Annotated in this window: 30 protein-coding genes and 1 other RNA gene; 21 read left to right on the top strand and 10 right to left on the bottom strand. The window is 65.6% G+C overall.

Features of this window, described 5'->3' with window-relative positions:
• Positions 1-76: 76 nt before the first annotated feature.
• The 8 genes from yihA to dapE all read left to right on the top strand — a co-directional run bounded on the left by yihA (position 77) and on the right by dapE (position 7,104).
• On the top strand, positions 77-730 hold the full coding sequence (gene yihA, locus QRQ56_RS19865; RefSeq protein WP_438742483.1) for a ribosome biogenesis GTP-binding protein YihA/YsxC: 654 nt from the start codon (positions 77-79) through the stop codon (positions 728-730).
• The gene (locus QRQ56_RS19860; protein ID WP_438742481.1) at positions 730-1,098 is read left to right on the top strand and encodes a DUF423 domain-containing protein; all 369 of its coding nucleotides are present in this window, start codon (positions 730-732) and stop codon (positions 1,096-1,098) included. Before yihA ends, QRQ56_RS19860 begins: the two co-directional genes overlap by 1 nt.
• A gap of 239 nt (positions 1,099-1,337) precedes the next feature.
• Entirely contained in the window at positions 1,338-2,225 is an 888-nt protein-coding gene (gene argB, locus QRQ56_RS19855) for an acetylglutamate kinase (RefSeq protein WP_438742479.1), read from the top strand.
• 185 nt (positions 2,226-2,410) lie between these two features.
• Positions 2,411-3,397 (top strand): DUF1036 domain-containing protein, encoded by a 987-nt coding sequence (locus QRQ56_RS19850; protein WP_438743008.1) that lies wholly within the window; start codon positions 2,411-2,413, stop codon positions 3,395-3,397.
• A gap of 14 nt (positions 3,398-3,411) precedes the next feature.
• Positions 3,412-4,101, top strand: a complete 690-nt coding sequence (locus tag QRQ56_RS19845; RefSeq protein ID WP_438742477.1) for a pyrimidine 5'-nucleotidase — start codon at positions 3,412-3,414, stop codon at positions 4,099-4,101.
• Between the two features lie 193 nt (positions 4,102-4,294).
• Positions 4,295-5,140, top strand: a complete 846-nt coding sequence (dapD, locus tag QRQ56_RS19840) for a 2,3,4,5-tetrahydropyridine-2,6-dicarboxylate N-succinyltransferase (protein WP_438742475.1) — start codon at positions 4,295-4,297, stop codon at positions 5,138-5,140.
• Positions 5,141-5,284: 144 nt separating this feature from the next.
• Positions 5,285-5,941, top strand: a complete 657-nt coding sequence (locus QRQ56_RS19835) for a DUF805 domain-containing protein (protein WP_438742474.1) — start codon at positions 5,285-5,287, stop codon at positions 5,939-5,941.
• Positions 5,938-7,104, top strand: coding sequence for a succinyl-diaminopimelate desuccinylase (dapE, locus tag QRQ56_RS19830; protein ID WP_438742473.1), 1,167 nt, complete (start codon positions 5,938-5,940; stop codon positions 7,102-7,104). The genes QRQ56_RS19835 and dapE overlap by 4 nt, the downstream gene beginning before the upstream one ends.
• Before the next feature lie 159 nt (positions 7,105-7,263).
• Here the strand turns inward: dapE and truA are convergent, their stop codons facing one another.
• From truA to def, 3 genes are all read right to left on the bottom strand, one after another.
• A complete protein-coding gene (gene truA / locus QRQ56_RS19825) occupies positions 7,264-8,001 on the bottom strand; it encodes a tRNA pseudouridine(38-40) synthase TruA (RefSeq protein WP_438742471.1) in 738 nt (245 codons plus the stop codon).
• A gap of 120 nt (positions 8,002-8,121) precedes the next feature.
• A complete protein-coding gene (gene fmt / locus QRQ56_RS19820; RefSeq protein ID WP_438742469.1) occupies positions 8,122-9,045 on the bottom strand; it encodes a methionyl-tRNA formyltransferase in 924 nt (307 codons plus the stop codon).
• Positions 9,046-9,167: 122 nt separating this feature from the next.
• The gene (gene def, locus QRQ56_RS19815) at positions 9,168-9,692 is read right to left on the bottom strand and encodes a peptide deformylase (RefSeq protein ID WP_438742467.1); all 525 of its coding nucleotides are present in this window, start codon (positions 9,690-9,692) and stop codon (positions 9,168-9,170) included.
• A gap of 170 nt (positions 9,693-9,862) precedes the next feature.
• Between def and QRQ56_RS19810 the strand changes: the two genes are divergently transcribed.
• The 3 genes from QRQ56_RS19810 (at position 9,863) to QRQ56_RS19800 (ending at position 13,034) form a co-directional block, all read left to right on the top strand.
• Positions 9,863-11,059 carry a DNA recombination protein RmuC gene (locus QRQ56_RS19810; RefSeq protein WP_438742464.1) on the top strand — a complete coding sequence of 399 codons (1,197 nt, stop codon included), beginning with the start codon at positions 9,863-9,865 and terminating at the stop codon, positions 11,057-11,059.
• Positions 11,060-11,189: 130 nt separating this feature from the next.
• Positions 11,190-11,492: a GIY-YIG nuclease family protein gene (locus QRQ56_RS19805; RefSeq protein ID WP_438742462.1), complete on the top strand. Its 303-nt coding sequence runs from the start codon at positions 11,190-11,192 to the stop codon at positions 11,490-11,492.
• Between the two features lie 180 nt (positions 11,493-11,672).
• A complete protein-coding gene (locus QRQ56_RS19800) occupies positions 11,673-13,034 on the top strand; it encodes an AmpG family muropeptide MFS transporter (protein WP_438742460.1) in 1,362 nt (453 codons plus the stop codon).
• Positions 13,035-13,172: 138 nt separating this feature from the next.
• Here the strand turns inward: QRQ56_RS19800 and QRQ56_RS19795 are convergent, their stop codons facing one another.
• The 5 genes from QRQ56_RS19795 to ffs all read right to left on the bottom strand — a co-directional run bounded on the left by QRQ56_RS19795 (position 13,173) and on the right by ffs (position 16,682).
• Entirely contained in the window at positions 13,173-13,607 is a 435-nt protein-coding gene (locus QRQ56_RS19795; protein WP_438742459.1) for a hypothetical protein, read from the bottom strand.
• Between the two features lie 90 nt (positions 13,608-13,697).
• A complete protein-coding gene (gene recR, locus QRQ56_RS19790; protein WP_438742458.1) occupies positions 13,698-14,300 on the bottom strand; it encodes a recombination mediator RecR in 603 nt (200 codons plus the stop codon).
• Position 14,301: 1 nt separating this feature from the next.
• Entirely contained in the window at positions 14,302-14,622 is a 321-nt protein-coding gene (locus tag QRQ56_RS19785) for a YbaB/EbfC family nucleoid-associated protein (RefSeq protein ID WP_438742456.1), read from the bottom strand.
• A gap of 29 nt (positions 14,623-14,651) precedes the next feature.
• The gene (locus tag QRQ56_RS19780; RefSeq protein ID WP_438742455.1) at positions 14,652-16,490 is read right to left on the bottom strand and encodes a DNA polymerase III subunit gamma/tau; all 1,839 of its coding nucleotides are present in this window, start codon (positions 16,488-16,490) and stop codon (positions 14,652-14,654) included.
• Positions 16,491-16,585: 95 nt separating this feature from the next.
• An RNA gene (gene ffs / locus QRQ56_RS19775) (signal recognition particle sRNA small type) lies at positions 16,586-16,682 on the bottom strand.
• Between the two features lie 183 nt (positions 16,683-16,865).
• Here ffs and QRQ56_RS19770 point away from each other — a divergent pair.
• From QRQ56_RS19770 to QRQ56_RS19730, 9 genes are all read left to right on the top strand, one after another.
• The gene (locus tag QRQ56_RS19770; RefSeq protein ID WP_438742454.1) at positions 16,866-17,711 is read left to right on the top strand and encodes a transporter substrate-binding domain-containing protein; all 846 of its coding nucleotides are present in this window, start codon (positions 16,866-16,868) and stop codon (positions 17,709-17,711) included.
• 120 nt (positions 17,712-17,831) lie between these two features.
• Complete coding sequence (locus tag QRQ56_RS19765) at positions 17,832-18,494, top strand: amino acid ABC transporter permease (RefSeq protein ID WP_438742453.1); 663 nt, start codon at positions 17,832-17,834, stop codon at positions 18,492-18,494.
• Positions 18,491-19,285: an amino acid ABC transporter ATP-binding protein gene (locus QRQ56_RS19760; protein WP_438742452.1), complete on the top strand. Its 795-nt coding sequence runs from the start codon at positions 18,491-18,493 to the stop codon at positions 19,283-19,285. Before QRQ56_RS19765 ends, QRQ56_RS19760 begins: the two co-directional genes overlap by 4 nt.
• Entirely contained in the window at positions 19,285-20,040 is a 756-nt protein-coding gene (locus tag QRQ56_RS19755; RefSeq protein WP_438742451.1) for an SDR family NAD(P)-dependent oxidoreductase, read from the top strand. The genes QRQ56_RS19760 and QRQ56_RS19755 overlap by 1 nt, the downstream gene beginning before the upstream one ends.
• On the top strand, positions 20,037-21,164 hold the full coding sequence (locus tag QRQ56_RS19750) for a muconate cycloisomerase family protein (RefSeq protein WP_438742450.1): 1,128 nt from the start codon (positions 20,037-20,039) through the stop codon (positions 21,162-21,164). The genes QRQ56_RS19755 and QRQ56_RS19750 overlap by 4 nt, the downstream gene beginning before the upstream one ends.
• Positions 21,165-21,421: 257 nt before the next feature.
• The gene (locus tag QRQ56_RS19745; RefSeq protein ID WP_438742448.1) at positions 21,422-21,841 is read left to right on the top strand and encodes an HIT domain-containing protein; all 420 of its coding nucleotides are present in this window, start codon (positions 21,422-21,424) and stop codon (positions 21,839-21,841) included.
• Positions 21,842-21,850: 9 nt separating this feature from the next.
• Complete coding sequence (gene nudC, locus QRQ56_RS19740) at positions 21,851-22,795, top strand: NAD(+) diphosphatase (protein ID WP_438742446.1); 945 nt, start codon at positions 21,851-21,853, stop codon at positions 22,793-22,795.
• A 10-nt stretch (positions 22,796-22,805) separates the two neighbouring features.
• Entirely contained in the window at positions 22,806-23,756 is a 951-nt protein-coding gene (locus tag QRQ56_RS19735) for a sugar kinase (RefSeq protein ID WP_438742444.1), read from the top strand.
• 70 nt (positions 23,757-23,826) lie between these two features.
• Positions 23,827-24,336 (top strand): Lrp/AsnC family transcriptional regulator, encoded by a 510-nt coding sequence (locus QRQ56_RS19730; protein WP_097661776.1) that lies wholly within the window; start codon positions 23,827-23,829, stop codon positions 24,334-24,336.
• A gap of 27 nt (positions 24,337-24,363) precedes the next feature.
• On the opposite strand, the gene QRQ56_RS19725 is transcribed toward QRQ56_RS19730, so the two are convergent.
• Together QRQ56_RS19725 and QRQ56_RS19720 are read right to left on the bottom strand one after the other, a co-directional pair.
• Positions 24,364-25,716, bottom strand: coding sequence for a sensor histidine kinase (locus tag QRQ56_RS19725; protein ID WP_438742442.1), 1,353 nt, complete (start codon positions 25,714-25,716; stop codon positions 24,364-24,366).
• Positions 25,716-26,438, bottom strand: coding sequence for a response regulator (locus QRQ56_RS19720; protein WP_438742440.1), 723 nt, complete (start codon positions 26,436-26,438; stop codon positions 25,716-25,718). The genes QRQ56_RS19725 and QRQ56_RS19720 overlap by 1 nt, the downstream gene beginning before the upstream one ends.
• A 184-nt stretch (positions 26,439-26,622) precedes the next feature.
• Between QRQ56_RS19720 and QRQ56_RS19715 the strand changes: the two genes are divergently transcribed.
• Positions 26,623-26,844, top strand: coding sequence for a hypothetical protein (locus tag QRQ56_RS19715; RefSeq protein ID WP_438742438.1), 222 nt, complete (start codon positions 26,623-26,625; stop codon positions 26,842-26,844).
• The last annotated feature ends 38 nt before the right edge of the window (positions 26,845-26,882 follow it).

Below are 26,882 nucleotides of genomic sequence, written 5' to 3'. Positions count from 1 at the left end.
AATCCGGTATCCCTCCGCGGATGCATTTCTGGATTGCTTCGCTTCGCTCGCAATGACGGGAAAGAGCGAGCTTCGCATGACCGACGATAAAGATGCGAAGCTGATCGAAGCCGGGCGAAAGCTGTTCGCACGTGACTGGCAGTTCATCTGGGCCTCGCCCTCGATCCAGGCGCTGCCGCCGATGGCGGGGCTGGAGATCGCCTTTGCCGGCCGCTCCAATGTCGGCAAGTCGAGCCTGATCAACGCGCTGACCGGACGCAACGCGCTGGCGCGCACCTCGCACACACCGGGCCGCACCCAGGAGCTGATCTTCTTCGAGGTCCCCGGCAAGACCGATCTGCGTCTCGTCGACATGCCCGGCTACGGCTATGCCAAGGCGCCGAAGAGCCAGGTCGCGTCCTGGACCGAGCTGATCCACAAATTCCTGCTGGGACGCGCCTCGCTCGCCCGCGTCTACGTGCTGATCGACGCGCGCCATGGGCTCAAGGAGGTCGATCTCGAAGTCCTCAAGACGCTCGACCGCTCCGCCGTCAGCTACCAGGTCGTGCTGACCAAGGCCGACCAGGTGAAGGCGTCCGAGCTGGAAACGCGCATCGCCGAGACCGAGGCTGCGCTGGCCAAGCATCCGGCCGCGTTCCCGAATGTGCTCGCGACCTCGTCGCGGACCTCCACCGGGATGGAGAGCCTGCGCGCCGCGATGGCGAAGCTCCTGGAAGAGCGAACCTCGTGATGATGGCGCATCGTGTGGCGATCGGGCTTGCCGGCTTGATGGGCGCCGCCGGCGTCGCGCTGGCCGCGGCCTCCGCCCACGGCGCGGATGCGAGCCGGCTCGCCACGGCGAGCGCCATGCTGCTGTTTCATGCAACTGCCATATTGGCATCTGTCGCCCTGCTCGCGCGTGGCCTTCTGCACGGCGGAATTGGCACCGTCGCCGCGTTCGGCTTCGTGATCGGCGCTGTGCTGTTCGCGGGCGATCTCACCTTGCGGCAATATGCCGGGCATTCGCTGTTTCCAATGGCTGCGCCGACCGGCGGAACGGTGATGATCGCGGGCTGGCTGGCGGTGACGCTCGCGGCGGTGGTGGGGCCCAACAAATAGGGCCCTTTCTTCCTTCTCCCCTTGTGGGAGAAGGTGGCGCGAAGCGCCGGATGAGGGGTCTGTCTCCGCGTCCGACGCTACGAAAGGGTCACTCGCGGATAGAGACTCCTCACCCGTCTCGCCGCTACCGCGGCGAGCCACCCTCTCCCACAAGGGGAGAGGGGAAGAACCCACACTTTGCGCCACGGCCGCCAATCGGATAGAACGCGCACCGACCGACCCGCCAGCGAGACCGTGACATGACCGAAATTTCTCCGCTCGACCAGGCCCGCATCCTGTCCGAAGCGCTGCCGCACATGCAGCAGTACGACGAAGAAACCATCGTCATCAAATATGGCGGCCATGCCATGGGCGACGAGGAGACCGCGAAGAACTTCGCGCGCGACATCGTGCTGCTCGAGCAGACCGCGATCAACCCGGTCGTCGTGCACGGCGGCGGGCCGCAGATCGCGACCATGCTGAAGCGCCTCGGCATCACCTCGGAATTCGCAGCCGGCCTGCGCATCACCGACGCCGCGACGATCGAGGTGGTCGAGATGGTGCTGGCCGGCTCCGTCAACAAGCAGATCGTCGGCTACATCAACGACGCCGGCGGCAAGGCCGTCGGCCTCTGCGGCAAGGACGGCAACATGGTCAAGGCGTCGAAGACGACGCGCACCATGGTCGATCCGGATTCGCACATCGAGAAGGTGATCGATCTCGGCTTTGTCGGCGACCCCGAGAAGGTCGACCTAACGCTGCTCAACCAACTGATCGGCTACGAGTTGATCCCGGTGCTGGCGCCGCTCGCCACCTCACATGACGGCCAGACGCTGAACGTCAATGGCGACACCTTTGCCGGCGCGATCGCGGGCGCGCTGAAGGCCAAGCGCCTGCTGCTGCTCACCGACGTGCCGGGCGTGCTCGACAAGTCGAAGAAGCTGATCCCCGAAATGTCGGTCAAGGACGCGCGCAAGCTGATCGCCGACGGCACCATTTCCGGCGGCATGATCCCGAAGGTCGAGACCTGCATCTACGCGCTCGAGCAGGGCGTGCAGGGCGTCGTCATCATCGACGGCAAGATGCAGCATGCGGTGCTGCTCGAGCTGTTCACCAACACGGGCACGGGAACGCTGATCCACAAGTGATGAGCAAACGGCCGAGAAAACAGGGCGTGATGCCCGGGCTTGTCCCGGGTCTCCACGCCCTTTCTTTGCCGAAACAAGGCGTGGATGGCCGGGACTTGTCCGTTCAGGCGCGCTCCGCGCTTTTGCCCGGCCATGACGAGCGGAGCGTTCAGCCTCCCCGCAGCTCGCCCCTCACCCGCTTCCTGATGACGTTGCCGGCCGCGATCATCTCGCTCGTCTTCTCATCCGCGCCGGCTTTCGCCGACCTCAAGATCTGCAATCGCATGTCCTACGTGGTCGAGGCCGCGATCGGCATCGACGACAAGGCGGCGACGGCAACGCGCGGCTGGTTCAGGATCGATCCCGCCACCTGCCGCGTGGTGGTGCAGGGCACGCTGACCGCCGACCGCATCTTGCTCAACGCCCGCGCGCTCGGCGTCTACGGCGCCTCCCCGATCCCGCAAAGCGGCAGCGACATGCTCTGTGTCGCGCAGGACAATTTCGTCATCGCGGCCGCGCGGCAATGCCGCAGCGGGCAAACCCAGGTCGCATTCACGCAGGTGACGCCGACGCAGGGGGCGGACGGCAACCTCGTCGCCTATCTCGCCGAGGATTCCGAATATGACGACGAGCAGGCGCGCCTTGCCGGCATCCAGCGGCTGCTGGTGATCGCCGGCTATGACGCGGCGCCGATCGACGGCGTCGACGGGCCGAAGACGCAAGGCGCGCTCGCAGCGTTCCTGAAGAGCCGCGGCCTGGCGTCCGACATCGTGGGCTCGCCGAACTTCTTCAAGACCATGGTCGACGCGGTGCAGACGCCGTCCGCCACCGGCCTCACCTGGTGCAACGACACCCCGCACAAGGTGATGGCGGCGATCGCGACCGATGACGGCAAGTCCGTGACCAGCCGCGGCTGGTATCGCATCGATCCCAAGACATGCCTGCATCCTGATGTGAGCGGCCAGCCGAAGCAGATCCTCAGCTTCGCGGAAGCCGTCGACGCCGACAACCGCGCGGTCAAGCTGAAGGACCGGCCGCTGAGCTGGGGCGGCGACAAGCAGCTCTGCACCCGCGAGACAAAGTTCGAGACCAATGAGCAGACCGATTGCGGCGCGCGCGGATTTGCGACGACGGGATTTGGTGCGGTCGATATGTCGAGCGGCGGCAAGACGCTGCGGTTCGCGGTGCCGTGAATGAGAGAGTTGCGATGACCCCTCCCCGCACCTTCGCCCATGTCGACACCTGGGTGTTCGACCTCGACAACACGCTCTATCCGCATCACGTCAATCTGTGGCAGCAGGTCGATGCCAGAATCGGCGAGTTCGTGTGCAACTGGCTGAATGTCGGGCCGGAGGAAGCGCGTAACATCCAGAAGGACTATTACCGCCGCTTCGGCACCACCATGCGCGGCATGATGACCCTGCATGGCGTCTCGGCCGACGACTACCTCGCTTACGTCCACAAGATCGACCACTCGCCGCTGGAGCCGAACCCGGCGCTCGGCGAGGCCATCGCCAAGTTGTCGGGGCGCAAGCTGATCCTGACCAATGGCTCGGTCGACCATGTCGACGCCGTGCTGGCGCGGCTCGGCCTCGGCTCACATTTCGACGGCGTGTTCGACATCATCGCGGCCGGGTTCGAGCCGAAGCCGGCGGAACAGACCTACCGGAAATTTCTGGGCGACCATTCCGTCGACCCGACTCGCGCGGCGATGTTCGAGGACCTCGCCCGTAACCTCACCGTCCCGCACGCGCTCGGCATGACCACGGTGCTGGTGGTCCCGGATGGGACCAAGGAGGTGGTGCGGGAGGATTGGGAACTGGAGGGCCGGGACGCCGACCATGTCGACCACGTCACGGATGATTTGACGGGGTTTTTGGCGGGGCTCCCTCGATAAGGCCGTAGTCCCGTAGCCCGGATGAGCGTAGCGACATCCGGGAATTGGTCCGAGCGGTCCCGCATATCGCTTCGCTCATGCGGGCTACGGATCTTGGTGGGTGATGATGGCGAACCCAGCCTTGACTCCGCCCCTCCAAATCCCGAAAAAGCGCCCCAATCCGTCAAAATTCCCGCCTCCCAGAGGAAATCCCATGTCGCTTGCAGCCCTCGAATCCACCATCAACAGCGCTTTCGACGCGCGTGACGGCATCTCGACCTCGACCAAGGGCGAAGTGCGCGAGGCCGTGGACCAGGCGCTGGAGACCCTCGACAAGGGCGAGGCCCGCGTCGCCGAGCGCGGCGCCGACGGCAAGTGGAAGGTCAACCAGTGGCTGAAGAAGGCCGTGCTGCTGTCCTTCCGCCTCAACGACATGGACGTCATCGGCGGCGGTCCCGGCAAGGCGAGCTGGTGGGACAAGGTGCCCTCGAAGTTCGAAGGCTGGGGCCCGAACCGCTTTCGCGACGCCGGTTTCCGCGCCGTGCCGGGCGCGGTCGTGCGCCGCTCGGCCTTCATCGCCAAGAACGTCGTCTTGATGCCGTCCTTCGTCAATCTCGGCGCCTATGTCGATGAGAGCACCATGGTCGACACCTGGGCCACCGTCGGCTCCTGCGCCCAGATCGGCAAGCGCGTGCACATCTCCGGCGGCGCCGGCATCGGCGGCGTGCTCGAGCCGCTCCAGGCCGAGCCCGTGATCATCGAGGACGATTGCTTCATCGGCGCGCGTTCGGAAGTCGCCGAAGGCGTCATCGTCCGCAAGGGCGCGGTGCTGGCGATGGGCGTGTTCCTGGGCGCCTCGACCAAGGTCGTCGACCGCGAGACCGGCGAGATCTTCATGGGCGAAGTCCCCGAATATTCGGTGGTCGTGCCCGGCGCGCTGCCCGGCAAGCCGATGAAGAACGGCCAGATCGGCCCGAGCACCGCCTGCGCCGTCATCGTCAAGCGCGTCGACGAACGCACGCGCTCCAAGACCAGCATCAACGAGCTGCTGCGGGATTGAGTTCGTCCGCAAAACGTAATCCGTCACCCCTGCGCAACGGCGAAGCCGTTAAGCGGGGATGACGGGTCTGAGAGCGGGATCGAACCCACCCTCCCACCATCGCGACCAATCTTCGGGCGGCCCTGACCGCCCGGAGTTCTTCGCATGGACTGGACCTGGTACCTCTTCCGTTTCGACGGCCGCATCAACCGCGCCCTGCTGTGGCAGGCGCTGCTGATCGTCGCGCTGCTCGCGGGCTTGCTGGGAATCGTAGACCAGGCCATCAACATCCCCGACGGGGCCAAATCCGCCAAGTTCAAGTTCAGCATCGACTTCGATTTCGACTTTGGCTTCGAGAGCCTGCTTGGGATCATCGATCCGCGAAGAGATCGCCTGCTGTCGCCCACCGAGCGCGCGAGCCTGGTGCTGAGGATTTTCGGCGCATCGCTGTTCGCATGGATCTCCCTCGCGACCGCGATCAAGCGGCTGCACGACCGCAACCGCAGCGGCTGGTGGATCGTCCCTTTCGCCGTCATCCCCAACCTGATGGCTCATTTCTCGGATCTGCTGCCCGACGCCCGCTGGTTCGTTCCGCTCTATTGGGGGATCCACGCGTTGTGGCTGTGGGGCCTCGTGGAAATGTTCATTGTGCCCGGCACGGCGGGCAACAACCGGTTCGGTCCTGATCCATTTGCACGGGACGAGGAGGAGCCCCCCGTGCCCGCATCCCCTGAGCAAAACTGGGACCAGAGCCGCGAGATCGAAATTGTCCCGCCCAGCGCTAGCCCACCCGGCGGCATGCATGTTAAGCGGGGCTCATGACCGATGCTCTCTCGATTGCCCGCGATCTCATCCGCTGCCCCTCGGTGACCCCGGCCGATGCCGGTGCGCTCGGAGTGCTTGAAAAGGCCCTTGGCGCAGCGGGCTTCACTTGCCACCGCGTGACGTTCAGCGAAGACGGCATCGCCGACGTCGACAATCTCTATGCGCGGATCGGCACCGAAGGACCGCACATCACCTTCGCCGGCCACACCGACGTGGTGCCGCCGGGCGACGAGAGCGCCTGGAGCGTCGGCGCGTTCTCCGGCGAGGTGAAGGACGGCGTCCTGCACGGCCGCGGCGCGGTCGACATGAAGGGCGGCATCGCCTGCTCGGTCGCGGCTGTCCTGGAGCATCTCGCCGCGAACGGCGGCAAGCCGCGCGCCGATGGTGCAGGCTCGATCTCGTTCCTGATCACCGGCGACGAGGAAGACGTCTCCATCAACGGCACCATCAAGCTGCTGAAATGGGCCGCCGAGCGCGGCGAGAAGTTCGACCATTGCGTGCTGGGCGAGCCCTCCAATGTCGAGACGCTCGGCGACACCATCAAGGTCGGCCGCCGCGGCTCGCAATCCGGCACGCTCTATGTGGACGGCGTGCAGGGCCACGTCGCCTATCCGCATCGCGCGGCAAATCCGGTGCCGGATATTTCGCGCCTGATCGTCGCCATCAGCGACGAGCCGCTCGACCACGGCAGCGCGCAATTCCAGGCCTCGAACCTCGAATTCGTCTCGGTCGACGTCGGCAACAAGGCTTTCAACGTCATCCCCGGCGAGGCCCGCGCCAGATTCAACATCCGCTACAACGACAATCACACCCAGGCCAGCTTGCGCGAACTGGTGGAAACGCGGCTCGCAAAGGCCTGCGGCAACCGCATCAAGGCCCGCATCGTCTGGGAGCCCTCGAACTCCAACGTGTTCGTGACCAAACCCGGCGCGTTCACCGATCTCGCAGTCGCCGCGATCGAGGAGGTGACGGGACGCAAGCCGGAGCTGTCGACGTCAGGCGGCACCTCGGATGCGCGCTTCATCTCCAGCTATTGCCCGGTGATCGAGTTCGGCCTGGTCGGCCAGACCATGCACCAGATCGACGAGCGCGTGCCGGTGGCGGATCTCGAGAAGCTGACGAAGGTGTATCGCGGGATTCTGACGCGGTATTTTGGGTAGGGCCTGCCTCAACAAGTGCCGCTGTCATCGCCCGCGAAGGCGGGCGATCCAGTATCCCAGAGACGGCCGTGATTGACCCGAGGGGCCGCGGCGTACTGGATTCCCCGCCTTCGCGGGGAATGACACCGAGGGTACGGTGCGAGCGCCTACCCTCTCCCCTCAATAATCCACCTGCATCAGATACAGCCCGTCCGGCGGCGCGACGATGCCGCAGGCGGCGCGGTTGCGCGCGGCGAGGGCTGCGGAGAGATCATCCGCGGTCCAGCGGCCTTCGCCGACCCAGACCAGCGAGCCCACCATCGAGCGCACCTGGCTGTGCAGGAACGAGCGCGCCGAGGTGACGATGATGATCTCGCGGCCATCGCGCTCGACGTCAAGCTGATCCAGCGTCTTCTCCGGCGATTTTGCCTGGCACTCGGTATCGCGAAACGTGGTGAAATCATGCTTGCCGAGCAGGCGCTGGGCCGCCGCATGCATGGCATCGGCATCGAGCTTGCGCGGCACGCGCCAGGCGTGGCCGATGTCGAGCGCGAGATTGGCGCGGGTGTTGATGACGCGATAGCGGTAGTGGCGCTTCACCGCCGAGAAACGCGCCTCGAAACTGTCGGGCACGATGTCGGCTTCCAGCACCGCGATCGGATGCGGGCGCAGATGCGCGTTCAGCCCGTCGCGAAAACGGCCCGGCGGAAACTGCTTCTCGATGTCGACATGCGCGACCTGGCCGCGTGCATGCACCCCGGCATCGGTGCGGCCCGCGCCATGCACGCGCAGATCCTCGCCGGTCATCGCCTTCACCGCCGCTTCCAGCGCGCCCTGCACCGACGGCAGCGTGTCCTGGACCTGCCAGCCGAAGAACGGCGCGCCGTCATATTCGATCGTGAGCTTGTAGCGGGGCATTCTCGATCCGGGTGGTGTCATCGCCCGGCTTGACCGGGCGATCCAGTACTCCGAGACATCTCTATTGAGCCGAGACGCCTCGGCGTACTGGATACCCCGCCTGCGCGGTGTATGACAGCGTCAGGTGAACGTCGCTCCCGCTTTCACCGGCACACCCCGCAAAAAGTCCGCGGCCTGCATGCGGCCCTTGCCCTCGCGCTGCAGCTCGAGGATGCGGATGGCGTCCTCGCCGCAGGCGATGGTGAGCTGATCGTCGAGCGCCTCGCCCGGCGCGCCCGATCCCTCGGCCAGTTCGCAGCGCAGGATCTTGACGCGCGCATTCTCGAGCTCGGCCCAGGCGCCGGGAAACGGCGACAGGCCGTGGATGTGGCGCAGCACCGCGCGCGCGGGCTTGCTCCAGTCGATCCGCGCTTCGGCCTTGTCGATCTTGGCGGCGTAGGTGACGCCGTCCTCGCTCTGCTTCCTGAGCTGGAGTCCGCCGCGCCCGAGCGCGGCCATCGCGCGCACCATCAGGTCGGCGCCGAGGCGGGAGAGCCGGTCGTGCAAATCCAGCGCCGTCATGGTGTCCGATATCGGAAGACGCTCGGCCATGGCGACGTCGCCGGTGTCGAGGCCGACATCCATCTTCATGACCATCACGCCGCTCTCGGCATCGCCGGCCATGATCGCGCGATTGATGGGGGCCGCGCCGCGCCAGCGCGGCAGCAGCGAAGCATGCAGATTGTAGCAGCCGAGCTCTGGTGCATCGAGGATCGCCTGCGGCAGGATCATGCCATAGGCGACGACAATTGCGGCGTCGGCCCCGAACGCGCTGAACTCGTCGAGCGCTTCCTGGGTCTTCAGCGTCTTCGGTGTCAGCACGGGAATGCCGAGCTTTCGCGCAGCCTCCTCGACCGGCGTCGGCTGCAATTGCAGACCGCGACGACCGCCCGGCTTGGGCGCGCGGGTGTAGACGGCGACGATCTCGTGACCGTGCGCAACCAGCTCGAGCAGCGTCGGCACGGAGAAATCGGGCGTGCCCATGAAGATGAGGCGGAGAGGCATGGGAAAAACCTGCGAGCAACGCGAATCTACTGACGGTCATTCCGGGGCGGCGCGAAGAGCCGAACCCGGAATCTCGAGATTCCGGGTTCGATGCTGCGCATCGCCCCGGAATGACGGCAACCTCATTCCGCGCGCTTGGCGGCTTTCTCGAACTTCTTGATCACGCGGTCGCGCTTGAGCTTCGACAGATAATCGACGAACAGCACGCCGTTGAGATGGTCGATCTCGTGCTGGATGCAGGTGGCATAGAGGCCTTCGGCATCCTCCTCGTGCACCTTGCCGTCGAGGTCGGTGAAGCGCACGCGCACCTTCGCGGGCCGTTCGACCTCCTCGTAATATTCGGGAATCGACAGGCAGCCTTCCTCGTAGACCGACAGCTCCTCGGAGGAGGCGATGATCTCGGGATTGATGAAGACGCGGGGCAGCGGCTTGGTCTCGCCGTCCTCGTCGCGCTTGGCGAGGTCCATGGTGATCAGCCGCAGCGGCTGCGCGATCTGGATCGCCGCAAGCCCGATGCCGGGTGCGTCATACATGGTCTCGAACATGTCGTCGGCAAGCTTGCGGATCTCGGCCGTGACCTTCTCGATCGGCTTAGAGACGAGACGCAGCTGCTTGTCGGGCAGGATGATGATTTCTCTGAGGGCCATGGCCGCGATTTAAGCCGCATGCCGGATGCGGTCAATGCGCCTGGGAACTCCGTTAACCCCTCGCTAACCATAAAACTTCAGGTTTCCTTAACCATAAAAATTAGGGGGTCGTTAACCGCCATCGTTCCCTCTTCGTTCGCGAGAGCCCGGCGAATCGGCTACAAGGCTGCATGAACGAGATCATTTTCACGGCTGGCGACTGGCCGGTACGCACCATCGACGCGCTGATCGGCTTCGGCGCCCTCGTGCTCATCCTGCTGGTGGCGATCGCGGTGGTGATCGCGCGCTCCGGGCGGCGCGGCGCGGAACTCGCGATGGCGCATGCGATCCGGGCCGATGAGCTCGAGGAGCGCCTCAGCGAGGTGCTACGCGCCCAGAGCGAATCCGCGGGAAGGGTCGATGCCATGACCCAGACGCTGGCCGGCCGCCAAGCCGAGATGGCGCGGGCGGTCAACGAGCGGCTGGATTCGGTGACGCATCGCGTCGGCCAGTCCATGGAACATTCGACCCGCAACACCATGGAGAGCCTGCGCGCCCTGCACGAGCGGCTCGGCATCATCGACAGCGCCCACAAGAACCTCACCGATCTCACCACGCAGGTGACGACCTTGCGCGACGTGCTCGCCAACAAGCAGTCGCGCGGCGCCTTCGGCCAGGCGCGGATGGAGGCGATCGTCCAGGACGGTCTTCCCAAGGGCTCCTACGAGTTCCAGTTCACGCTCTCTACCGGCAAGCGGCCCGACTGCGTCGTGTTCCTGCCCGACCAGCGCCCGCTCTGCATCGACGCGAAATTTCCGCTGGAGGCGATGACCGCGCTGCACGACGCCCGTACCGACGAGGAGAAGCGCGTTGCCACGCAGCGGCTGCGCGGCGACGTGATGAAGCATGTCAGCGACATCGCCGAAAAATATCTCGTCACCGGCGAGACCCAGGAGATGGCGCTAATGTTCGTGCCGTCAGAATCGGTCTATGCCGAGATCCATGACGGCTTCGACGACGTGATCCAGAAGGCCTACCGCGCCAAGGTCGTGCTGGTGTCGCCCTCGCTGCTGATGCTCGCGATCCAGGTGATGCAGCAGATCATGAAGGACGCGCGCATGCGCGATGCCGCCGACCAGATCCAGACCGAAGTGATCAAGCTCGGCGACGATCTGGGTCGTCTCAGGGACCGCGTGGTCAAGCTGCAGAAACATTTCTCCGACGCGAACGAGGACGTCCGCCAGATCCTGATCTCCGCCGACAAGATCGAGAAGCGCGCCGGGCGAATCGAAGAGCTCGATTTCAGCAAGACCGACGCGGAAGGCCCGCGACTGGTCGCAACGGGCGCAGGCGAGCTGTTTCCGCGGAAGCTCCAGGCGGGGGAATGAATTAGGGCACACTGTCATGCCCCGCGAAGGCGGGGCATCCAGTACGCCGCAGCGGATATGATTGAACCGGGACGCCGGTGAGTACTGGATCGTCCGCCTTCGCGGACGGTGACACCTCTAGGGTGGTCGGATGGGTGGACGCCACTACTACGTCTACATTCTCGCCAGCAAGATCGGTGGCACGCTCTACATTGGCGTGACCAACGACCTCATCCGCCGCGTAGCGCAGCACAAGTCGAAGGTCATCGAGAGCTTCACAGAGAAGTATGATGTCGCAAGACTGGTCTACTTCGAACAGTTCGACGACCCAGAGAACGCAATCAAGCGGGAGAAACGGCTCAAGAAGTGGAACAGGGCCTGGAAAGTTCGGCTGATCGAACAGCACAATCCGAATTGGGATGATCTGTATCACGAGATTGCCGGGCCACCGTGACGCCGTCATACCCCGCGAAGGCGGGGTATCCAGTACGCCGCAGCAGCTCTGATTGAACCGAATCGCTGGTGAATACTGGATCGTCCGCCTTCGCGGACGATGACAGCGAGGATGCTGAAGGCGCTTACGCCTCTCTGACGCCAGCGAGTCTTTTCCCCCAGAATCTGCTAACATCGCCCCATGACCGCACCCGACGCGACCTCATCCGCCGCTCCCGCCCCTGCGACCTCCTGGCGCGACAGTCTTGCCGTTTACCTGCAACCGCGGGTGCTGATCGTGCTGTTTCTCGGCTTCTCCTCCGGCCTGCCGCTGGCATTGTCGGGATCGACACTGCTGGTGTGGATGCGCGAGGCCGGGGTTGACCTGAAGACCATCGGGCTGTTTGCGTTGGTCGGCACGCCCTACACGCTGAAATTCCTGTGGGCGCCGCTGGTGGATGCGCTGCACGTGCCGCTGTTCACCCGCGCCTTCGGGCGGCGGCGCGGCTGGCTGGTGTTTTCGCAATTGCTGCTGATCGTCGCGATCCTGCTGCTGGCGATGACCGACCCCGCGCGCTCGCCGTTCTATGTCGCGCTCGGCGCGTTGCTGGTCGCAGCGACGTCCTCGACCCAGGACATCGTGGTCGATGCCTTCCGCGTCGAGAGCCTGCCGGAGAGCGAGCAGGCCGCCGGCATGGCCGCCTACGTCGCGGCCTATCGGATCGGCATGCTGATCTCGACCGCGGGCGCGCTGTTCATGGTCTCGGGCTTCGAGAGCACCGGCATCACCCGCACCTCCGCCTGGATGTGGGGCTATGTGGTGATGGCCGCGATGGTGCTGATCGGCACGATCACGGCGCTGGTCGCGACCGAGCCTGCGCAATCGGCGCGCGCAGACGCCGCGACGCAGGCGGCGCCGGCCTTCGACCGTGTCATCCAGGCTGCGGTCGGCGCCTTCTCGGAATTCCTGACGCGCAAGGACGCTCTGGTCGCGCTGGCTTTCGTCGTGCTGTTCAAGTTCACCGACGCCTTCTCCGGCACGATGACCGCGCCGTTCGTGATCGACCTCGGCTTCACCCGCAACGATTATGCGGCGATCGTGAAGGGCGTCGGCTTGGCTGCGACCCTGGTCGGCGGCTTTGCCGGCGGCTTCGTGGCGCGGCGCTATCCGCTTGCGGCATCGCTCTGGATCGGCGGCATCGTGCAGGCGCTGGCAAACCTGTCCTTTTCCTGGCTCGCCGTGGTTGGCACCAGTCAATGGGCGCTGGCGTTCGCGATCTGCGCCGAGAACTTCACCAGCGCCATCGGCACCGTGATCTTCGTCGCCTATCTCTCCGCGCTGTGCCAGAACCCGCTGCACACGGCGACGCAATATGCGCTGCTCACCGCGCTCGCGGCGGTGGGGCGGACCTATCTCTCGTCAGGCGCGGGCTTCGTGGCCGCGGCGACCGGCTGGCCGATGTTCTTCGTGATCTGCGTGCTGGTGGCGATCCCGAGCCTGGTGCTGCTGGCCTGGTTGCAGAAGCGCGGGCATTTCGACGCGCTGGGGCCGGTGCGGGTTTAATATCTCGCTGTCATGCCCCGCGAAGGCGGGGCATCCAGTATTCCAGAGACAGCCGTGACTGACCGAGAAGCCGCGGCGTACTGGATCGCCCGCCTTCGCGGGCGATGACACGGGAATCGTGGTGAGGACGTCGCCGCCCTACTGCTTCTTGATCAGACTCCACTTCGTGATCACGGCCTCGCTCATCTGGCCGGCATCGCTGGCGCAGGCGATCTCGTCGACCTTGACGGAAATCTCCTTGCCGACGAACGATTTCAGCTGCGTGGCCTGCGCGTCGCTGGAGGTGACGAGCTGGAAGGTCTCCGGGCCGGTCTCCAGATTGCACAGCCCGTTCGGTGCCGGCAGGCGTCGCGGCTCGGAGGTGATCTGATACATCGGAACCCGCTTGCCGTTCTTAACGTCGCGCACCTTCATCGCGTTCAGCTCGCCCGACAGCACGTCGCCGTTGTTGATCGGCTTGCCGGGCTTCGACGGCGGCGGCGCCTCGTCACCCTGCTGCGCGGAGATGGCCGGGGTCACCAGCATGGCCATCGTCGCGACCAAAGCCAAACGTGTGGCGAAAAGTTTCGTCATGTCGTCCGTTCCGTGAGATCTTGGATGGAGATTGTTGTTGTGACGCGTTTTTTTTCACGCGAACCGGTATCCACTTCGCTCGAAAACGCTCTAGAATAGGGTGCGCTGCCGCATCGCTGCCGATAGCGTACCTTCGTCGAGATAATCAAGCTCGCCGCCGACTGGAACTCCGTGAGCGAGCCGCGTCACCTTTACATTGGCGTCCTGCAGCAGATCGGTGATGTAATGCGCCGTGGTCTGGCCGTCGACCGTCGCATTCAACGCCAGGATGATCTCGTGCACCTGCGCATCATGCGCGCGCGCCACCAACGCGTCGATGGTCAGATCCTGCGGGCCGACACCGTCGAGCGGCGACAATGTCGCGCCCAGCACATGATAGCGCCCTTGAGTCGCATTGGCCCGCTCCAGCGCCCAGAGATCGGCGACGTCAGCGACGACGACGATGATGGCGGGATCGCGCTTCGGGTCGATGCAGACGGTGCAGGGATTTTGCGTGTCGATGTTGCCGCAGGTCTTGCAGACCTGGACCTTGTCCAGCGCGACCTGCATGGCCGAGGCCAGCGGCATCATCAACGCTTCTCGCTTCTTGATCAGATGCAGCGCCGCGCGCCGCGCCGAGCGCGGGCCAAGGCCCGGCAGCCGCGCGAGCAGCTGAACCAGCCGCTCGATTTCGGGACCTGCAACCGCGCCCATCTTACTGGCCGAACAGCCCCGGCGGCAGGCCGAGCCCGCCGGTGAGCGACTGCATCTTCTCCTGCATCGCCGCCTCCGCCTTGCGGCGCGCATCGCTGAGGGCGGTGACGAGCAGATCTTCCAGCACTTCCTGCTCTTCCGGCTTCATCAGGGAGGGATCGATCTTGACACCCTTGACGTCCATCTTCGCAGTCATGCGCACGGCGACGAGACCGCCGCCGGAGATGCCCTCGACCTCCACATTGGCCAGGGATTCCTGCATTTCCTGCATCTTGGACTGCAGCTGCGCTGCCTGCTTCATCATGCCGAGAAAATCAGCCATAGCTCGGGTGTCCCTAAGAAATTGATGGATCAGAGATCGTCGTCGCCGTCGGAACCGTCGGGCGGATCGTCACTGCCATAGTCAGTGTTTATATTGGTTTCCGGCGTCTCGGGGGCAAGCCTGCGGACCTCGACGACCTTCGCACCGGGGAAGCGCGACAGCACCTCCTTCACGCGCGGATCGGCCTCGGCGGTGCGGGCATGCTCCTGCTTCGCGGCCTGGTTCACGGAGCGCAGCGTCGGCTGGCCCTGTTCGTTCGAGACGATCACGGTCCAGCGCCGACCGGTCCACATCTCGAATTTTCGCGCGAGCTCGGTGATCATGGTCTTCGAGGCGTTCGGCTCGAGCGCGATTTCGAGCCGGCCCTCCTCGAAACGGACGAGGCGCATGTCGCCTTCCAGCGCGGCCTTGGTCATGACGTCGCGCTTCTGGCTGGCAAGCGCGACGAGCTGGGTGAAGCTCGTGATGCGCAGCTGCGGCGCGGCGCCTTGCGGATCCGGCGCGGGGGCAACCATCTGCGGCCGGGCGCCGCCGCCACCGAACGCCGTCGGCGACGATGTCGGCATGCGAATTGGCGCAGCCGATACCGGCGCCGCGGACGCCATCGGCGCAGAGGGCGCGCCGCCGCGCGCAGCACCGCCGCCGCCCACGACCGGCGAGCCGCCGCCGTTCTGCTCCAGCATCCTGATCGCTTCGTCCGGCGTCGGCAGGTCGGCGACATAGGCGATGCGCACCAGCACCATCTCGGCGGCTGCGGCGGGGCGCGTCGCGGCCTGCACCTCGGTGATGCCCTTGAGCAGCATCTGCCACATCCGCGACAGCACGCGCATCGAGATCTTCGAGGCGAACTCCTTCGCGCGCACGCGCTCGGTCTCGCCATAGGCGACGTTGTCGGCCGTCGCCGGCACGATCTTCACGCGGGTGACGAAATTGACGAATTCGGCAAGGTCCGACAGCACGACGATGGGATCGGCGCCGACGTCATACTGGTCGCGGAATTCCCTAAAGGCGGCAGCGATATCGCCGCGCGCCAGCGAATCGAAGAGGTCGATGACGCGGGTGCGGTCGGCAAGGCCGAGCATCTGCCTGACCGCGTCCGCCTTCACCTGGCCTGCCGCATGCGCGATCGCCTGGTCGAGCAGCGAGAGCGAATCGCGCACCGAGCCTTCGGCCGCCCGCGCGATGATGCCGAGCGCCTCCGGTTCGATCTCGACGTTTTCCTTGCTGGCGATATTGGCGAGATGCTTCATGAGCACGTCGGCCTCGACGCGGCGCAGATCAAAACGCTGGCAGCGCGACAGCACCGTGACCGGAACCTTGCGGATCTCGGTGGTAGCGAACACGAACTTGGCGTGCTCCGGCGGCTCCTCCAGCGTCTTCAAGAAGGCGTTGAACGCCGCCGTCGACAGCATGTGGACTTCGTCGATGATGTAGACCTTGTAGCGGGCGCTGGCCGGTGCATAGCGCACGCTGTCATTGATCTGGCGGACATCGTCGACGCCGGTGTGCGACGCCGCGTCCATCTCCAGCACGTCCATGTGCCGGCTTTCCATGATCGCCTGGCAATGCACGCCGAGCGTCGGCATGTGGATGGTCGGCCCCTTCACCGAGCCATCCGGCATCTCGTAGTTGAGCGCACGGGCCAGGATGCGCGCGGTGGTGGTCTTGCCGACACCGCGGACGCCCGTGAGGATCCAGGCCTGTGGAATACGGCCGGTCTCGAACGCATTGGAGACGGTGCGGACCACGGCCTCCTGGCCGATCAGATCGTCGAATGAGGAGGGGCGGTATTTGCGCGCCAGCACCCGGTAAGGTGCGTTGGCCTGGCCGGCGCTATCGGGGTTCGGAGGGGCGCCAGCGTCGGTCATCGGTCGATCCGCAATGAAATGTCTCTTGGCCGGTTTTTGCGGAAAGGAGCGCGCTGGCGACTGGTGCCGCCGGCGCTGGTTCGCTCGAAAAACAGGTAGGAGACTGACGAGCGACCCGATCCGGACCTCGTTAGGGCTGCTTCCTTCCGGACCTGACCCGGTTGGCGAGTGGCTCGTCCACCGCCAATCTCCCGGTCCCTATTTGGGGCCAAAGGGACCGGAAAGCAAGCGGGTATCGACCCGAACAGCTTGATCTTGCCCAGCATCCGGGCAATTCCGGCACTGCCCAGCCGATAGGCTGTGCTTTCTCTGCTGGCACCACCTTTGCTAAGAACCTTGGCGGAACTCCACCCAACCAGAAAAGCAGTGATCCCAATGGTTACACGTCGTGATGTTGCATCGATCGTCGGGCTTGGTGCGGTAGCCGCAGCCACGCTGGCCGCTCCGGCCGTGGCCCAGACTGCCGATCCCAGCGAATCGACCTTTGCCCGCATCCGCCGCACCAAGAAGATGCGGATCGGTGCGGTCGGCGGCGGCGCGCCCTATTACATGAAGGATCTCTCCAGCGGTCAGTGGAAGGGCTTCTACGTCGACATCGCCAAGGGACTGGCTGACGACATGGAGGCCGAGCTCGAGATCACCGAGACCACGTGGGGCAATTCGGTGCTGGACCTGCAGGCCAACAAGATCGACATCTTCTTTGGCCTCAACCCGACCCCGAAGCGCGCGCTGGTGGTCGACTTCTCGGTGCCGGTCTTCAACAACGCCTTCGCCATCCTCTGCAAGAAGGATTTCAAGCCGAAGAGCTGGGCCGAGCTGAACTCGCCCGACATCAAGATCGCGGTCGACCAGGGCTCCTCGCACGACCAGGTCGTCAGCCGCCTGACGCCGAAGGCGCAGATCACGCGGCTGAAGACCGCGGACGATGCCACCGCCGCACTGCAGACCGGCCGCGTCGACGCGCAGTGCCTGATCACCATGCTGTCGCTGACCGTGCTGAAGAAGAACCCCTCGCTCGGCCAGCTCGTGCTGCCGACGCCGATCTTCGCGACGACGTCGAATGCAGGCTTCCGCCGCGAGAGCGACAAGACCTGGCGCGACTACGTCAACACCTGGATCGACTTCAACAAGGGCCTCGGCTTCATCCGCAACGCCATCATCACCAACATGGAGCTGGTGGGCGTGACGGAAGCGGACATTCCGCCGGGCGTGTCGCTGTAAATCTTCACGGTCATTCCGGGGCGCCCGAAGGGCGAACCCGGAATCTCGAGGTTCCGGGTTCTCGCTTCGCGAGCCCCGGAACGACGGTGCGAGATCGCACCCACGACGAGTAACGCACGCATGTATCATTGGGACTTCGGCATCCTCTGGAGCTATCGCTGGCTGTTTCTCAACGGGCTTGGCGTCACCGTCGGCTTCACGATCGTCATCGTGGTGTGCGGGCTGCTGTTCGGCCTGCTGGGTGCCTTCGGCAGCCTGTCTCGCTTCAGGGCGTTGCGCCTGCTCGCCCTCACCTTCATCGAGGCGTTCCGCTGCACCCCCATCCTGGTGCAACTGATCTGGTTCTATTACGCGCTGCCGATCCTCGCCGGCGTCGAGATGACGCCGATCACGGCCTCGGCGCTGGCGCTCTCGCTCTACGGCGGCTCGTTCTATTCGGAGATCATCCGCGGCGGCATCATCTCGATCGACAAGGGCCAGTCGGAGGCCGGCGCCGCGCTCGGCATGACGCCGGGCCAGAGCATGCGGCGCATCGTGCTGCCGCAGGCGATCAAGCGCATGATCCCGGCACTGATGAACCAGTCGATCATCCAGTTCAAGAACACCTCGCTGGTCTCGGTGCTCGCGGTGCCCGACCTCGTCTATCAGAGCCAGGTCGCGGCGCATGACAGCTACCGGCCGCTGGAGGCCTACACCGCGGTCGCGGTCGCCTATGCGGCGATCCTGATTCCGCTGACCATCATCGTCCGCCGCGGCGAGAAGCGACTGGCGGTGAGCGAATGAGCGAGCCGTCTAAAATCGAGATCCGAGCCTTACGCAAAAGCTTCGGCAGCAACGAGGTCCTGAAGAACATCAGCCTCGACGTCGCCAAGGGCGGGGTCGTTGCGCTGATCGGACCGTCAGGCTCGGGCAAGTCGACGCTGCTCCGCTGCATCAATCTGCTGGTCGTGCCCGACGGCGGCAGCGTCCGCGTCGGCGACACGCGCTTTGCGTTCGGCGATGGCGCGAAGCTGCCCGATGTGAAGACTCTGGCCAAATTCCGCGCCACCACCGGCATGGTGTTCCAGCACTTCAACCTGTTCCCGCACATGACGACGCTGCAGAACGTCATGGAGGGACCGGTGACGGTGCGGCGCATGGCGAGGGCGGATGCCGAGAAGCTCGCGCGGGCGCAGCTCGCCAAGGTAGGGCTCGCGGAAAAGGCCGACCAATATCCGGCGACGCTCTCCGGCGGGCAGAAGCAGCGCGTCGCGATCGCGCGCGCGCTGGCGATGGAGCCTGACGTGATGCTGTTCGACGAGGCAACCTCGGCGCTCGATCCTGAATTGGTCGGCGAGGTGCTGAACGTGATCCAGCAGCTGGCGTCCGAAGGCATGACCATGGTGATCGTGACCCACGAGATCGCCTTTGCCCGCGAGGTCGCTGACCGCCTCATCTTCATGCGCTACGGCGTCGTGGTGGAGGAAGGCCCCGCGCGGCAGGTAATCGACAACCCCGGGGAGGCCGCAACGCGCGCCTTCCTCAGCCATTTCCACCGCACCGGCGCGCTGCCGCCGGCCAACGCGACAAGCTGATGCCAGATATCAACCGCGTCTATCTCGTGACCGGCGCCGCCAGCGGCATCGGCCGTGCCACCGCAAAACTGCTCGCCGCGCCGGGCGTCGCGCTGCTGCTCCACACGCGCTCGAACGCCGAAGGCCTCGATGCCACGGCCGCCGATGCCGAAGCGAAAGGTGCAATGGTCGCCAAATGCCTCGGCGACCTCGCCGGGGAAGCGGCAGCGACCGAAGCCGTCGCAGCCGCGCAAACCGCCTTCGGCCGGCTCGATGGCCTCGTCCTCGTCGGCGGCCACGCCCGCCGCGGCAGCGCCATCGGCACGCCGGCAGATGCGTTTCGCCAGGCGATGGACGAATCGGCGCTGGCCTTCACGAGGCTAGTCGAAGCCGCGCTGCCGCTGCTGCGCGCGGGACAGGATGCGCGCATCGTCGCGGTATCATCCTTCGTCGCCCATGCGATCCGGCCCGAATTCGCACCCTTCGCCGCGACCGCCGCGAGCCGCGCCGCGCTGGAAGCGCTGGTGCGCCTCACCGCGATCGAGCTTGCGAAGGACGGCATCACCGTCAACGCGGTTTCACCGGGCCTGATCGTCAAGGACAAGCCCAGCGAGAGCCGGCTGTCGCCCGAGCAGATCGCCGCCACCGAAGCGCTGATCCCGATGCGCCGCCGCGGCCGTCCGGAGGAAGTCGCAGAGATCATCGCCTTCCTGGCGTCACCGAAGGCGTCCTACGTCACCGGCCAGGTCTGGCACGTCAATGGAGGCCTGACATGAGCGAAGCAACCGTCGAAAGAATCAGGCTGTTCCTGATCGAGAGCCCGATCAAGATGGCGCGCCTGCAAGGCGTCGGCAACGTCAAGGGCACCGTGAAGCGCGTGCTGATCGAGCTCACCTCGAGCGACGGCGTGATCGGCTGGGGCGAGGCAGCGCCGTGGGAAGTGTTCACGGGAACGCCGGAAGCGGCCTTCTCCGCGCTCAACATCTATCTGCGTCCGATCGTGCTCGGCAAACCCGTGCGCCGCATCCGCGCGCTGATGGCAGAGCTCGACCGCGCGTTGGTCGGACATGCCGAGGCCAAGGTCGCAATCGAGATGGCCCTGCTCGACATCGTCGGCAAATCGTCGGGGCTTTCCGTTGCCGACCTGCTCGGCGGCCGCGTGCGCGACACCATCCCCCTCTCCTTCTCGATCGCCGATCCCGATTTCGCCGCCGATCTGGAACGCATGCGGAAAATGGTTCCCGACGGCAACGTCATCTATAAGGTCAAGACGGGAGTGAAGCCGCATCGCGAGGATCTCGATCATCTCGAAGCAATCCGGAAAGAGTTCGGCGACAAGGTGGATTTGCGCGTCGACTACAACCAGGCGCTGGCGCCGTTCGGCGCCATCAAGATCCTGCGCGACGTCGAGGAATTTGCGCCGACCTTCATCGAGCAGCCGGTGCCGCGCAAATTCCTCGACGCGATGGCGCAGCTCACCGCCGCGCTGGAGACGCCCGTGCTCGCCGACGAGAGCTGCTTCGACCGCCGCGACATGATGGAGGTGGTGCGCCGCGAGGCGGCCGACGCCGTCTCGATCAAGTTGATGAAAGCCGGCGGCCTGTTCGAGGCGCAGGCGATCATGGCGATCGCCGACATCGCCGGCCTGCCCGGCTATGGCGGCACGTTGTGGGAAGGCGGCATCGGCCTTGCCGCCAGCACGCAGCTGATCGCGGCGACGCCAGGCATCTCGCTCGGCTGCGAATTTTACATGCCGCACCACGTGCTGACCGAGGACGTGCTGGAAGAGCGCGTTGCGAATCGCAACGGTCTTGTCGTGGTGCCCGACGGCCCCGGCCTGGGCATCCGCGTCAGCGAAGCCTCCGTGCGCGGAAATGCGCGGGTGCTGGCGGAGGCGTAGTCTTTTGTCATTCCGGGGCGCGCGCAGCGCGAGCCCGGAATCCATAGCCACAGGATCGAGTTTGGCGAAGACTCGGAGTTGCCGGCTCGCATAACAACCACCCCCTGTGGTTATGGGTCCCGGATCTTCGCTGCGCTTGTCCGGGACGACGATCGCGTATGCGGTGACCGCGGGGCACGATCCTTCCCCTATCGGAATCCCTATCGTATGGTCATATCAAGCATGCCCGCTCCCCATCGGGCCATCCGGAAACACATATGTCCGAACCCGCCTGGTCGCTGCATTCCCGCCTGAAAGAGGACACCATCGATATCGGCGATTTGCCGCTGTCGAAGGTGCTGGTCATCAAGGACGCGCATTATCCCTGGCTACTGCTGGTGCCGCGGCGGCCCGATGCGGTCGAGATCATCGATCTCGACGAGGTGCAGCAGGCACAGTTGATGACCGAAATCTCCCGCGTCTCGCGCGCGCTGAAGGAGATCACCAAATGCGACAAGCTCAACGTCGCCGCCCTCGGCAATCTCGTGCCGCAGCTTCACGTCCACATCATCGCGCGCCGCACCAGTGACGCGGCCTGGCCGCGGCCGGTCTGGGGCGTGATGCCGCCTCTGGCGCACGACGCCGCGGAGGTTCAGAATTTCATCAGCGCACTTCGCCGCAAGATCTGGTTGGGTTGAAAGAACATAATGTCAGCATTCGACGCCTTTCCGCTGGGACAGCCGGCCTTCGTCACCAACATCCTCGATCGCGCCGCGCATCTGCGCCGCGACGACGAGAAGCTGTTCGCGATGGAGCAGAAGCCCTCCTCGCGCGCCTATGTGGTTTACCGTGACTCGCTGCTGGTCAAGCGCGAGGGCGACAAGGTGCGTGCGCTGCTCGGGATCGAGGAGGCGCTGAAGTGCGGCGCCAATCCCGGCACGATCTTCTTGGGGCTACGCGACGGCGCCGCGATGTTCGGCATGGGCCTGTCGCAGGCGACCGCCGAGAAGCTGGTAGGGCGCGAGGACTATACCCTGACCGAGCTGCGCGGCATGGCGATGCAGGGCGCGATTCCCCCTGAGGAGCTCTCGGCGATCGCGATGGCGAAGTCGATGGTGAGCTGGCACCAGCGCCACGGCTATTGCGCCAATTGCGGCACGCGCAGCGCGATGAAGGAAGGCGGCTGGAAGCGCGACTGTCCTTCCTGCAAGGCCGAGCATTTTCCGCGTACCGATCCGGTCGTGATCATGCACGTTGCCTCCGGCGACAAGTGCCTGCTCGGCCGCCAGAAGCAGTTTCCGCCCGGCATGTATTCCTGCCTCGCCGGCTTCGTGGAAGCCGCCGAGACCATCGAGGACGCGGTGCGCCGCGAGATCCTCGAGGAATCAGGCATTCGCTGCACCGACGTGCAGTATTACATGACCCAGCCCTGGCCCTATCCGTCGTCGCTGATGATCGGCTGCAGCGCGCGGGCCGTGAGCGAGGATATCGTCGTCGATCGCATGGAGCTGGAGGACGCGCGCTGGTTCACGCGCGAGGAGGCCACGTTGATGCTGACCCGCACGCATCCGGACGGGCTCGCCGGCCCGCATCCCTTCGCCATCGCCCATCACTTGCTCGGCCGCTGGGTCCACGACAAGAGCGGCGCATAAGCGATCATCGATGCTGCGATCCGGGACAGCGCCGCGCATCCTCTGCATCGGCATTCCCGTGCGCGACCTCACCTTCCGGGTCGAGGCGGTTCCCGCGCGCGGCAGCAAGGCCAATGCCAGCCATCTCGCCGAGATCTGCGGTGGCAACGCGCTCAATGCCGCGATCGCCATCGCGCGGCTTGGCGGCCGCGTCGCATTCGCGGGGCCCATGGGCGATGCGCGGGAGACGTCGAGCAGCTTCATTCTTGAACGCATGGCCGCCGAGGGTATCGACACCAGCCATATCGTGCGCATGCCCGATGTGAGCACGCCCGTCTCTGCGATCATCATCGACGCGACGGGTGAGCGGACGCTGACGATCTTCCGCGATCCGGCTCTCTGGACCGTCGCGTTGCCCGACGCCGACGAATTGCTCGCCGATTGCGGGGCACTGCTCGTGGAAAGCCGCTGCGCCGCGTTCGCCACTGGGCTCTGCGCCGAGGCACGTCAGCGCGGCATTCCCGTCATCGTCGGCGTCGATCGCGCGATGTCGCTGCAGGACGGCCTGCTGATGGCGGGCTCGCACCTCCTGTTCGCCAGCGAGCAGGTGCAGGAGACCTCCGGCGTCACCGAGGACGGCGAGGCCTTGAGGCTTCTCGCCAAGGTGACGCCCGCCTTCCTCGCGGCCACGCGCGGACCGGACGGCACGATCTGGCTGAACGAGACCGGCGAGCTCGAAGAGACCGCGGCCTTCCCGGTCGCAGCGGTCGACACGCTCGGCGCAGGTGACGTTTTCCATGGCGCCTTCGCGCTTCGCCTCGCCGAGGGCGCGGGGGTGCGGGAGGCGCTGCGATTCGCCGCGGCCGCCGCAGCGCTGAAATGCACTCGCCATGGCGGCGGCCAAGCTGCCCCTCAACGCATTGAAGTTGAACGGCTTTTGCGCGACGCGGGGCTGACGGAGGCCGACCGACCGCCGAGATAATGGGCTTGCTATAGAAATATTTTCTCTATATCAGGGAATTATACCCCTGATATGGAACAAAGTTCTTCAGATGACTGACCTCGCTGTCCAGCCCCCCGAGACCAGCCGCCGCCTCGATGCCATCGACCGCAAGATTCTGATGGTGCTTCAGGAGGATGCCTCGCTGTCCGTCGCCGAGATCGGCGACCGCGTCGGCCTGTCCTCGACCCCCTGCTGGAAGCGCATCCAGCGGCTGGAAGCCGACGGCGTGATCATCAAGCGAGTCGCCCTCGTCGACCAGAACAAGATCGGGCTCGGCATCTCGGTGTTCGTCTCGGTGGAAAGCTCCGACCATTCCGACGCCTGGCTGAAGAAATTCGCCGAAGCCGTCAGCGCCATGCCCGAGGTGATGGAATTCTACCGGATGGCCGGCGACGTCGACTACATGCTGCGCGTCGTGGTCGCGGACATGCAGGCCTATGACGTGTTCTACAAGAAGCTGATCAGCGCCGTGCCGCTGAAGAACGTCACCTCGCGCTTCGCGATGGAGAAGATCAAGTCGGTCACGGCGCTGCCGATCCCGGCGGTGGTGGCGGCCTGAGGCGGGTTCTCGCTTTGAAGCGTTTCTTTACGAAGCCGGCCGGAACACCGGCAAGGTGACGTCGACGCGCGTCCCTCCGCCCGGGGCCGCGCCGATGTCGATCGTCCCGTCATGCGCCTCGACCAGGTTGCGAACCACGGCAAGGCCGAGGCCGGCGCCCCCGGTCGCGCGATTGCGCGACTTCTCCAACCGGTGAAACGGCTCCAGCACGGTCTGGCGCTGATCTGCGGGAATGCCCTGCCCCTCGTCGTCGATCGACACGACGATGGCCCCGCCCCTCAGGGCCACGCGCACATGCGCCGCGTGACCATAGGCGAGCGCATTGTCGATGATGTTGGCGAGGATGCGCCGCAGCGCCAGCCGGTCGCCGAGGACGACGGCGTTCCGCGCGCGCTCCTCCGTGACCAGATCAATCGACGCGCCCTGAACGCGCCGGTCGTGCACCTCGACTGCGATCAAGGCCGCAAGCTCGATCATCTCCTGCGACAGGCCGCCCGCTCCCGCCCGCGTCGACAGCAGCGCATCGTCGAGCAGCCGGATCATGTCGTCGATATCGGCCACCGCCCGCTGGCGTTCGACATCGTCGGGAATGTGCTCGACCCGTAGCCGCAGCCGCGTTGCAAACGTCCTGACGTCATGGGCGATGCCGCCGACCAGCGTCATTCGCGCCCGCAACATCTCCGCGAGCCGGCTCTGCAAGCGGTTGAACGCGGCGATGACGGCGCGGATCTCCGGTGCGCTGCGCCTCGCGTCGGGCAACTGCGGCGGATCGGCGGACAAGTCCACACGATCGACCGCCGCGGCGAGTTGCGCCAGGGGGCGCGTCTCGCGCTGCATGACCAGCAGGGCCAGCAGCGCCACGATCGAGCCGAACAGGCCCGCGCCGAAACCGACCGGCAGACCGAACGGGGTGACCGGCAGCCGGGTGTAGGCGTCGATGATCAAGAGATCGCCGCCGCGCAGGCCGATGCGGAATTCGATCGCGTTAGCCATCAGCCGTGCGATGCGGGGAAACAGCCGGCTGGCGCGATGATCGGGCGGTGCCACGATCTCGACGGGCCGGCCGGCGAGACCGGCTGCATAGGTCTCGCGCAATTGCGCCTGCTGCGGCGGCGTCTCGCCGCTGACGGGCGTGCCCGACGGCACGATCCGCACCATGAATTGTGGCGACGACACCGCGTCCAGGACGGCCTGCCGCGAGTCGCCGGTCACGCGCTCGAGCAGCGTTGCCAGCGCATCGAGCCGCGCGGGCGACGGCCGCGTCAGCTCGTTCTCGTGCACCGTGGTCCGGTAGAAGACCGCCAGGATGACGGTGACGACCACCGAGAAGCCGACCAGTCCGATCAGCGCCAGCCGCGCGGCAAGCGTCACGCGCAGCATCACGACACCTGTTTCACGGCCGCGGTGAACAGATATCCGCCGTTGCGTACCGTCGTGATCAGGCCGGAGCCGGGGCTTGCGCCATCGAGCTTCTTGCGCAGCCGCGAGATCAGCATGTCCACCGTGCGGTCGAACGGCTCGGCCGATCGGCCGCGCGTCCAGTCGAGGATCTGGTCGCGGGTCAGCACCCGGCGCGGACGCTGCACGAAGCAGCCGAGCAGGTCGAACTCGGCGCTGGTCAATTGCAATGCCGCCGTCGCGGCCGCGACCATCTCGACGCTGCGGGAATCGAGATCTATGACGAAGCGATCGAACGCGAAACGGCGGACCAGCGGCTTTGCCGGCACACCGTTGGCGCGGCGCAGGATTGCGCGAACGCGTGCAAGGAGCTCCCGAGGCCCGAACGGCTTCGTCAGATAATCGTCGGCCCCCATCTCGAGACCGACCACCCGGTCGATCTCGTCGCTCTTGGCGGTCAACATCAGGATCGGGAGGGAATCGTCGGCGCGCAAGCGACGGCAGATCGAAAGACCGTCCTCGCCCGGCAGCATCAAATCGAGGATGACGAGATCGGGCCGCAGGCGCTGAAGCATCTGGTCCATCGCCTTGCCGTCGGCGACGCAAGCGACCTCGAACCCCTCGCGCCGCATGAAATCGGCGACGAGCCGGCTGATCTCGGAATCGTCCTCCACCATGAGAATTGTGGCCGAATGCGCGTTCATAACGGCATTGTGGACGACCGCGCGCGCCGCGCAAGGGCAGCGGCGCCCTTGTTACATAGTGTTACATCGGGCCGACAAAGCCATAACAATCGTTTCGTCCCGGCAATGCGGCGCAGACGCCGCAGCTCCAGTCTCCTCCGCATGGCTCCCGCTCGCGGCAGCCACCACAAAGGAGACGACGACCATGAACAAGCTCTTCCTCACCTCCCTCGTCATCGGCGCCCTTTCGGTTGCCGCGGCAGCCGACGCCAATGCGTGGACGCGGTCGGCGACGGCGAGCGGGCCGCGGGGTACCTCCACCGTCACCGCGACGGGAGGCTGCGCCAACGGAAACTGCTCGCGCAACGTCACCCGCACCGGCCCGGCCGGCAACACCTACACCCGCACTGGCACGGTCACGCGCTGAGCTTCTCGACATCGTCGCCGCGCTCGCCCCGCGCGGCG

This window comes from Bradyrhizobium sp. U531 (assembly GCF_051710265.1).
Lineage (GTDB): Bacteria > Pseudomonadota > Alphaproteobacteria > Rhizobiales > Xanthobacteraceae > Bradyrhizobium.
This window is presented reverse-complemented; position numbering and strand designations above follow the sequence as displayed.

Excerpts from the sequence above, each read along its gene's own strand:
- yihA (WP_438742483.1), top strand. The coding sequence starts at position 77 with ATGACCGACGATAAAGATGCGAAGCTGATCGAAGCCGGGCGAAAGCTG.
- QRQ56_RS19860 (WP_438742481.1), top strand. The coding sequence starts at position 730 with ATGATGGCGCATCGTGTGGCGATCGGGCTTGCCGGCTTGATGGGCGCC.
- argB (WP_438742479.1), top strand. The coding sequence starts at position 1,338 with ATGACCGAAATTTCTCCGCTCGACCAGGCCCGCATCCTGTCCGAAGCG.
- QRQ56_RS19850 (WP_438743008.1), top strand. The coding sequence starts at position 2,411 with ATGACGTTGCCGGCCGCGATCATCTCGCTCGTCTTCTCATCCGCGCCG.
- QRQ56_RS19845 (WP_438742477.1), top strand. The coding sequence starts at position 3,412 with ATGACCCCTCCCCGCACCTTCGCCCATGTCGACACCTGGGTGTTCGAC.
- dapD (WP_438742475.1), top strand. The coding sequence starts at position 4,295 with ATGTCGCTTGCAGCCCTCGAATCCACCATCAACAGCGCTTTCGACGCG.
- QRQ56_RS19835 (WP_438742474.1), top strand. The coding sequence starts at position 5,285 with ATGGACTGGACCTGGTACCTCTTCCGTTTCGACGGCCGCATCAACCGC.
- dapE (WP_438742473.1), top strand. The coding sequence starts at position 5,938 with ATGACCGATGCTCTCTCGATTGCCCGCGATCTCATCCGCTGCCCCTCG.
- truA (WP_438742471.1), bottom strand. The coding sequence starts at position 8,001 with ATGCCCCGCTACAAGCTCACGATCGAATATGACGGCGCGCCGTTCTTC.
- fmt (WP_438742469.1), bottom strand. The coding sequence starts at position 9,045 with ATGCCTCTCCGCCTCATCTTCATGGGCACGCCCGATTTCTCCGTGCCG.
- def (WP_438742467.1), bottom strand. The coding sequence starts at position 9,692 with ATGGCCCTCAGAGAAATCATCATCCTGCCCGACAAGCAGCTGCGTCTC.
- QRQ56_RS19810 (WP_438742464.1), top strand. The coding sequence starts at position 9,863 with ATGAACGAGATCATTTTCACGGCTGGCGACTGGCCGGTACGCACCATC.
- QRQ56_RS19805 (WP_438742462.1), top strand. The coding sequence starts at position 11,190 with ATGGGTGGACGCCACTACTACGTCTACATTCTCGCCAGCAAGATCGGT.
- QRQ56_RS19800 (WP_438742460.1), top strand. The coding sequence starts at position 11,673 with ATGACCGCACCCGACGCGACCTCATCCGCCGCTCCCGCCCCTGCGACC.
- QRQ56_RS19795 (WP_438742459.1), bottom strand. The coding sequence starts at position 13,607 with ATGACGAAACTTTTCGCCACACGTTTGGCTTTGGTCGCGACGATGGCC.
- recR (WP_438742458.1), bottom strand. The coding sequence starts at position 14,300 with ATGGGCGCGGTTGCAGGTCCCGAAATCGAGCGGCTGGTTCAGCTGCTC.
- QRQ56_RS19785 (WP_438742456.1), bottom strand. The coding sequence starts at position 14,622 with ATGGCTGATTTTCTCGGCATGATGAAGCAGGCAGCGCAGCTGCAGTCC.
- QRQ56_RS19780 (WP_438742455.1), bottom strand. The coding sequence starts at position 16,490 with ATGACCGACGCTGGCGCCCCTCCGAACCCCGATAGCGCCGGCCAGGCC.
- QRQ56_RS19770 (WP_438742454.1), top strand. The coding sequence starts at position 16,866 with ATGGTTACACGTCGTGATGTTGCATCGATCGTCGGGCTTGGTGCGGTA.
- QRQ56_RS19765 (WP_438742453.1), top strand. The coding sequence starts at position 17,832 with ATGTATCATTGGGACTTCGGCATCCTCTGGAGCTATCGCTGGCTGTTT.
- QRQ56_RS19760 (WP_438742452.1), top strand. The coding sequence starts at position 18,491 with ATGAGCGAGCCGTCTAAAATCGAGATCCGAGCCTTACGCAAAAGCTTC.
- QRQ56_RS19755 (WP_438742451.1), top strand. The coding sequence starts at position 19,285 with ATGCCAGATATCAACCGCGTCTATCTCGTGACCGGCGCCGCCAGCGGC.
- QRQ56_RS19750 (WP_438742450.1), top strand. The coding sequence starts at position 20,037 with ATGAGCGAAGCAACCGTCGAAAGAATCAGGCTGTTCCTGATCGAGAGC.
- QRQ56_RS19745 (WP_438742448.1), top strand. The coding sequence starts at position 21,422 with ATGTCCGAACCCGCCTGGTCGCTGCATTCCCGCCTGAAAGAGGACACC.
- nudC (WP_438742446.1), top strand. The coding sequence starts at position 21,851 with ATGTCAGCATTCGACGCCTTTCCGCTGGGACAGCCGGCCTTCGTCACC.
- QRQ56_RS19735 (WP_438742444.1), top strand. The coding sequence starts at position 22,806 with ATGCTGCGATCCGGGACAGCGCCGCGCATCCTCTGCATCGGCATTCCC.
- QRQ56_RS19730 (WP_097661776.1), top strand. The coding sequence starts at position 23,827 with ATGACTGACCTCGCTGTCCAGCCCCCCGAGACCAGCCGCCGCCTCGAT.
- QRQ56_RS19725 (WP_438742442.1), bottom strand. The coding sequence starts at position 25,716 with ATGCTGCGCGTGACGCTTGCCGCGCGGCTGGCGCTGATCGGACTGGTC.
- QRQ56_RS19720 (WP_438742440.1), bottom strand. The coding sequence starts at position 26,438 with ATGAACGCGCATTCGGCCACAATTCTCATGGTGGAGGACGATTCCGAG.
- QRQ56_RS19715 (WP_438742438.1), top strand. The coding sequence starts at position 26,623 with ATGAACAAGCTCTTCCTCACCTCCCTCGTCATCGGCGCCCTTTCGGTT.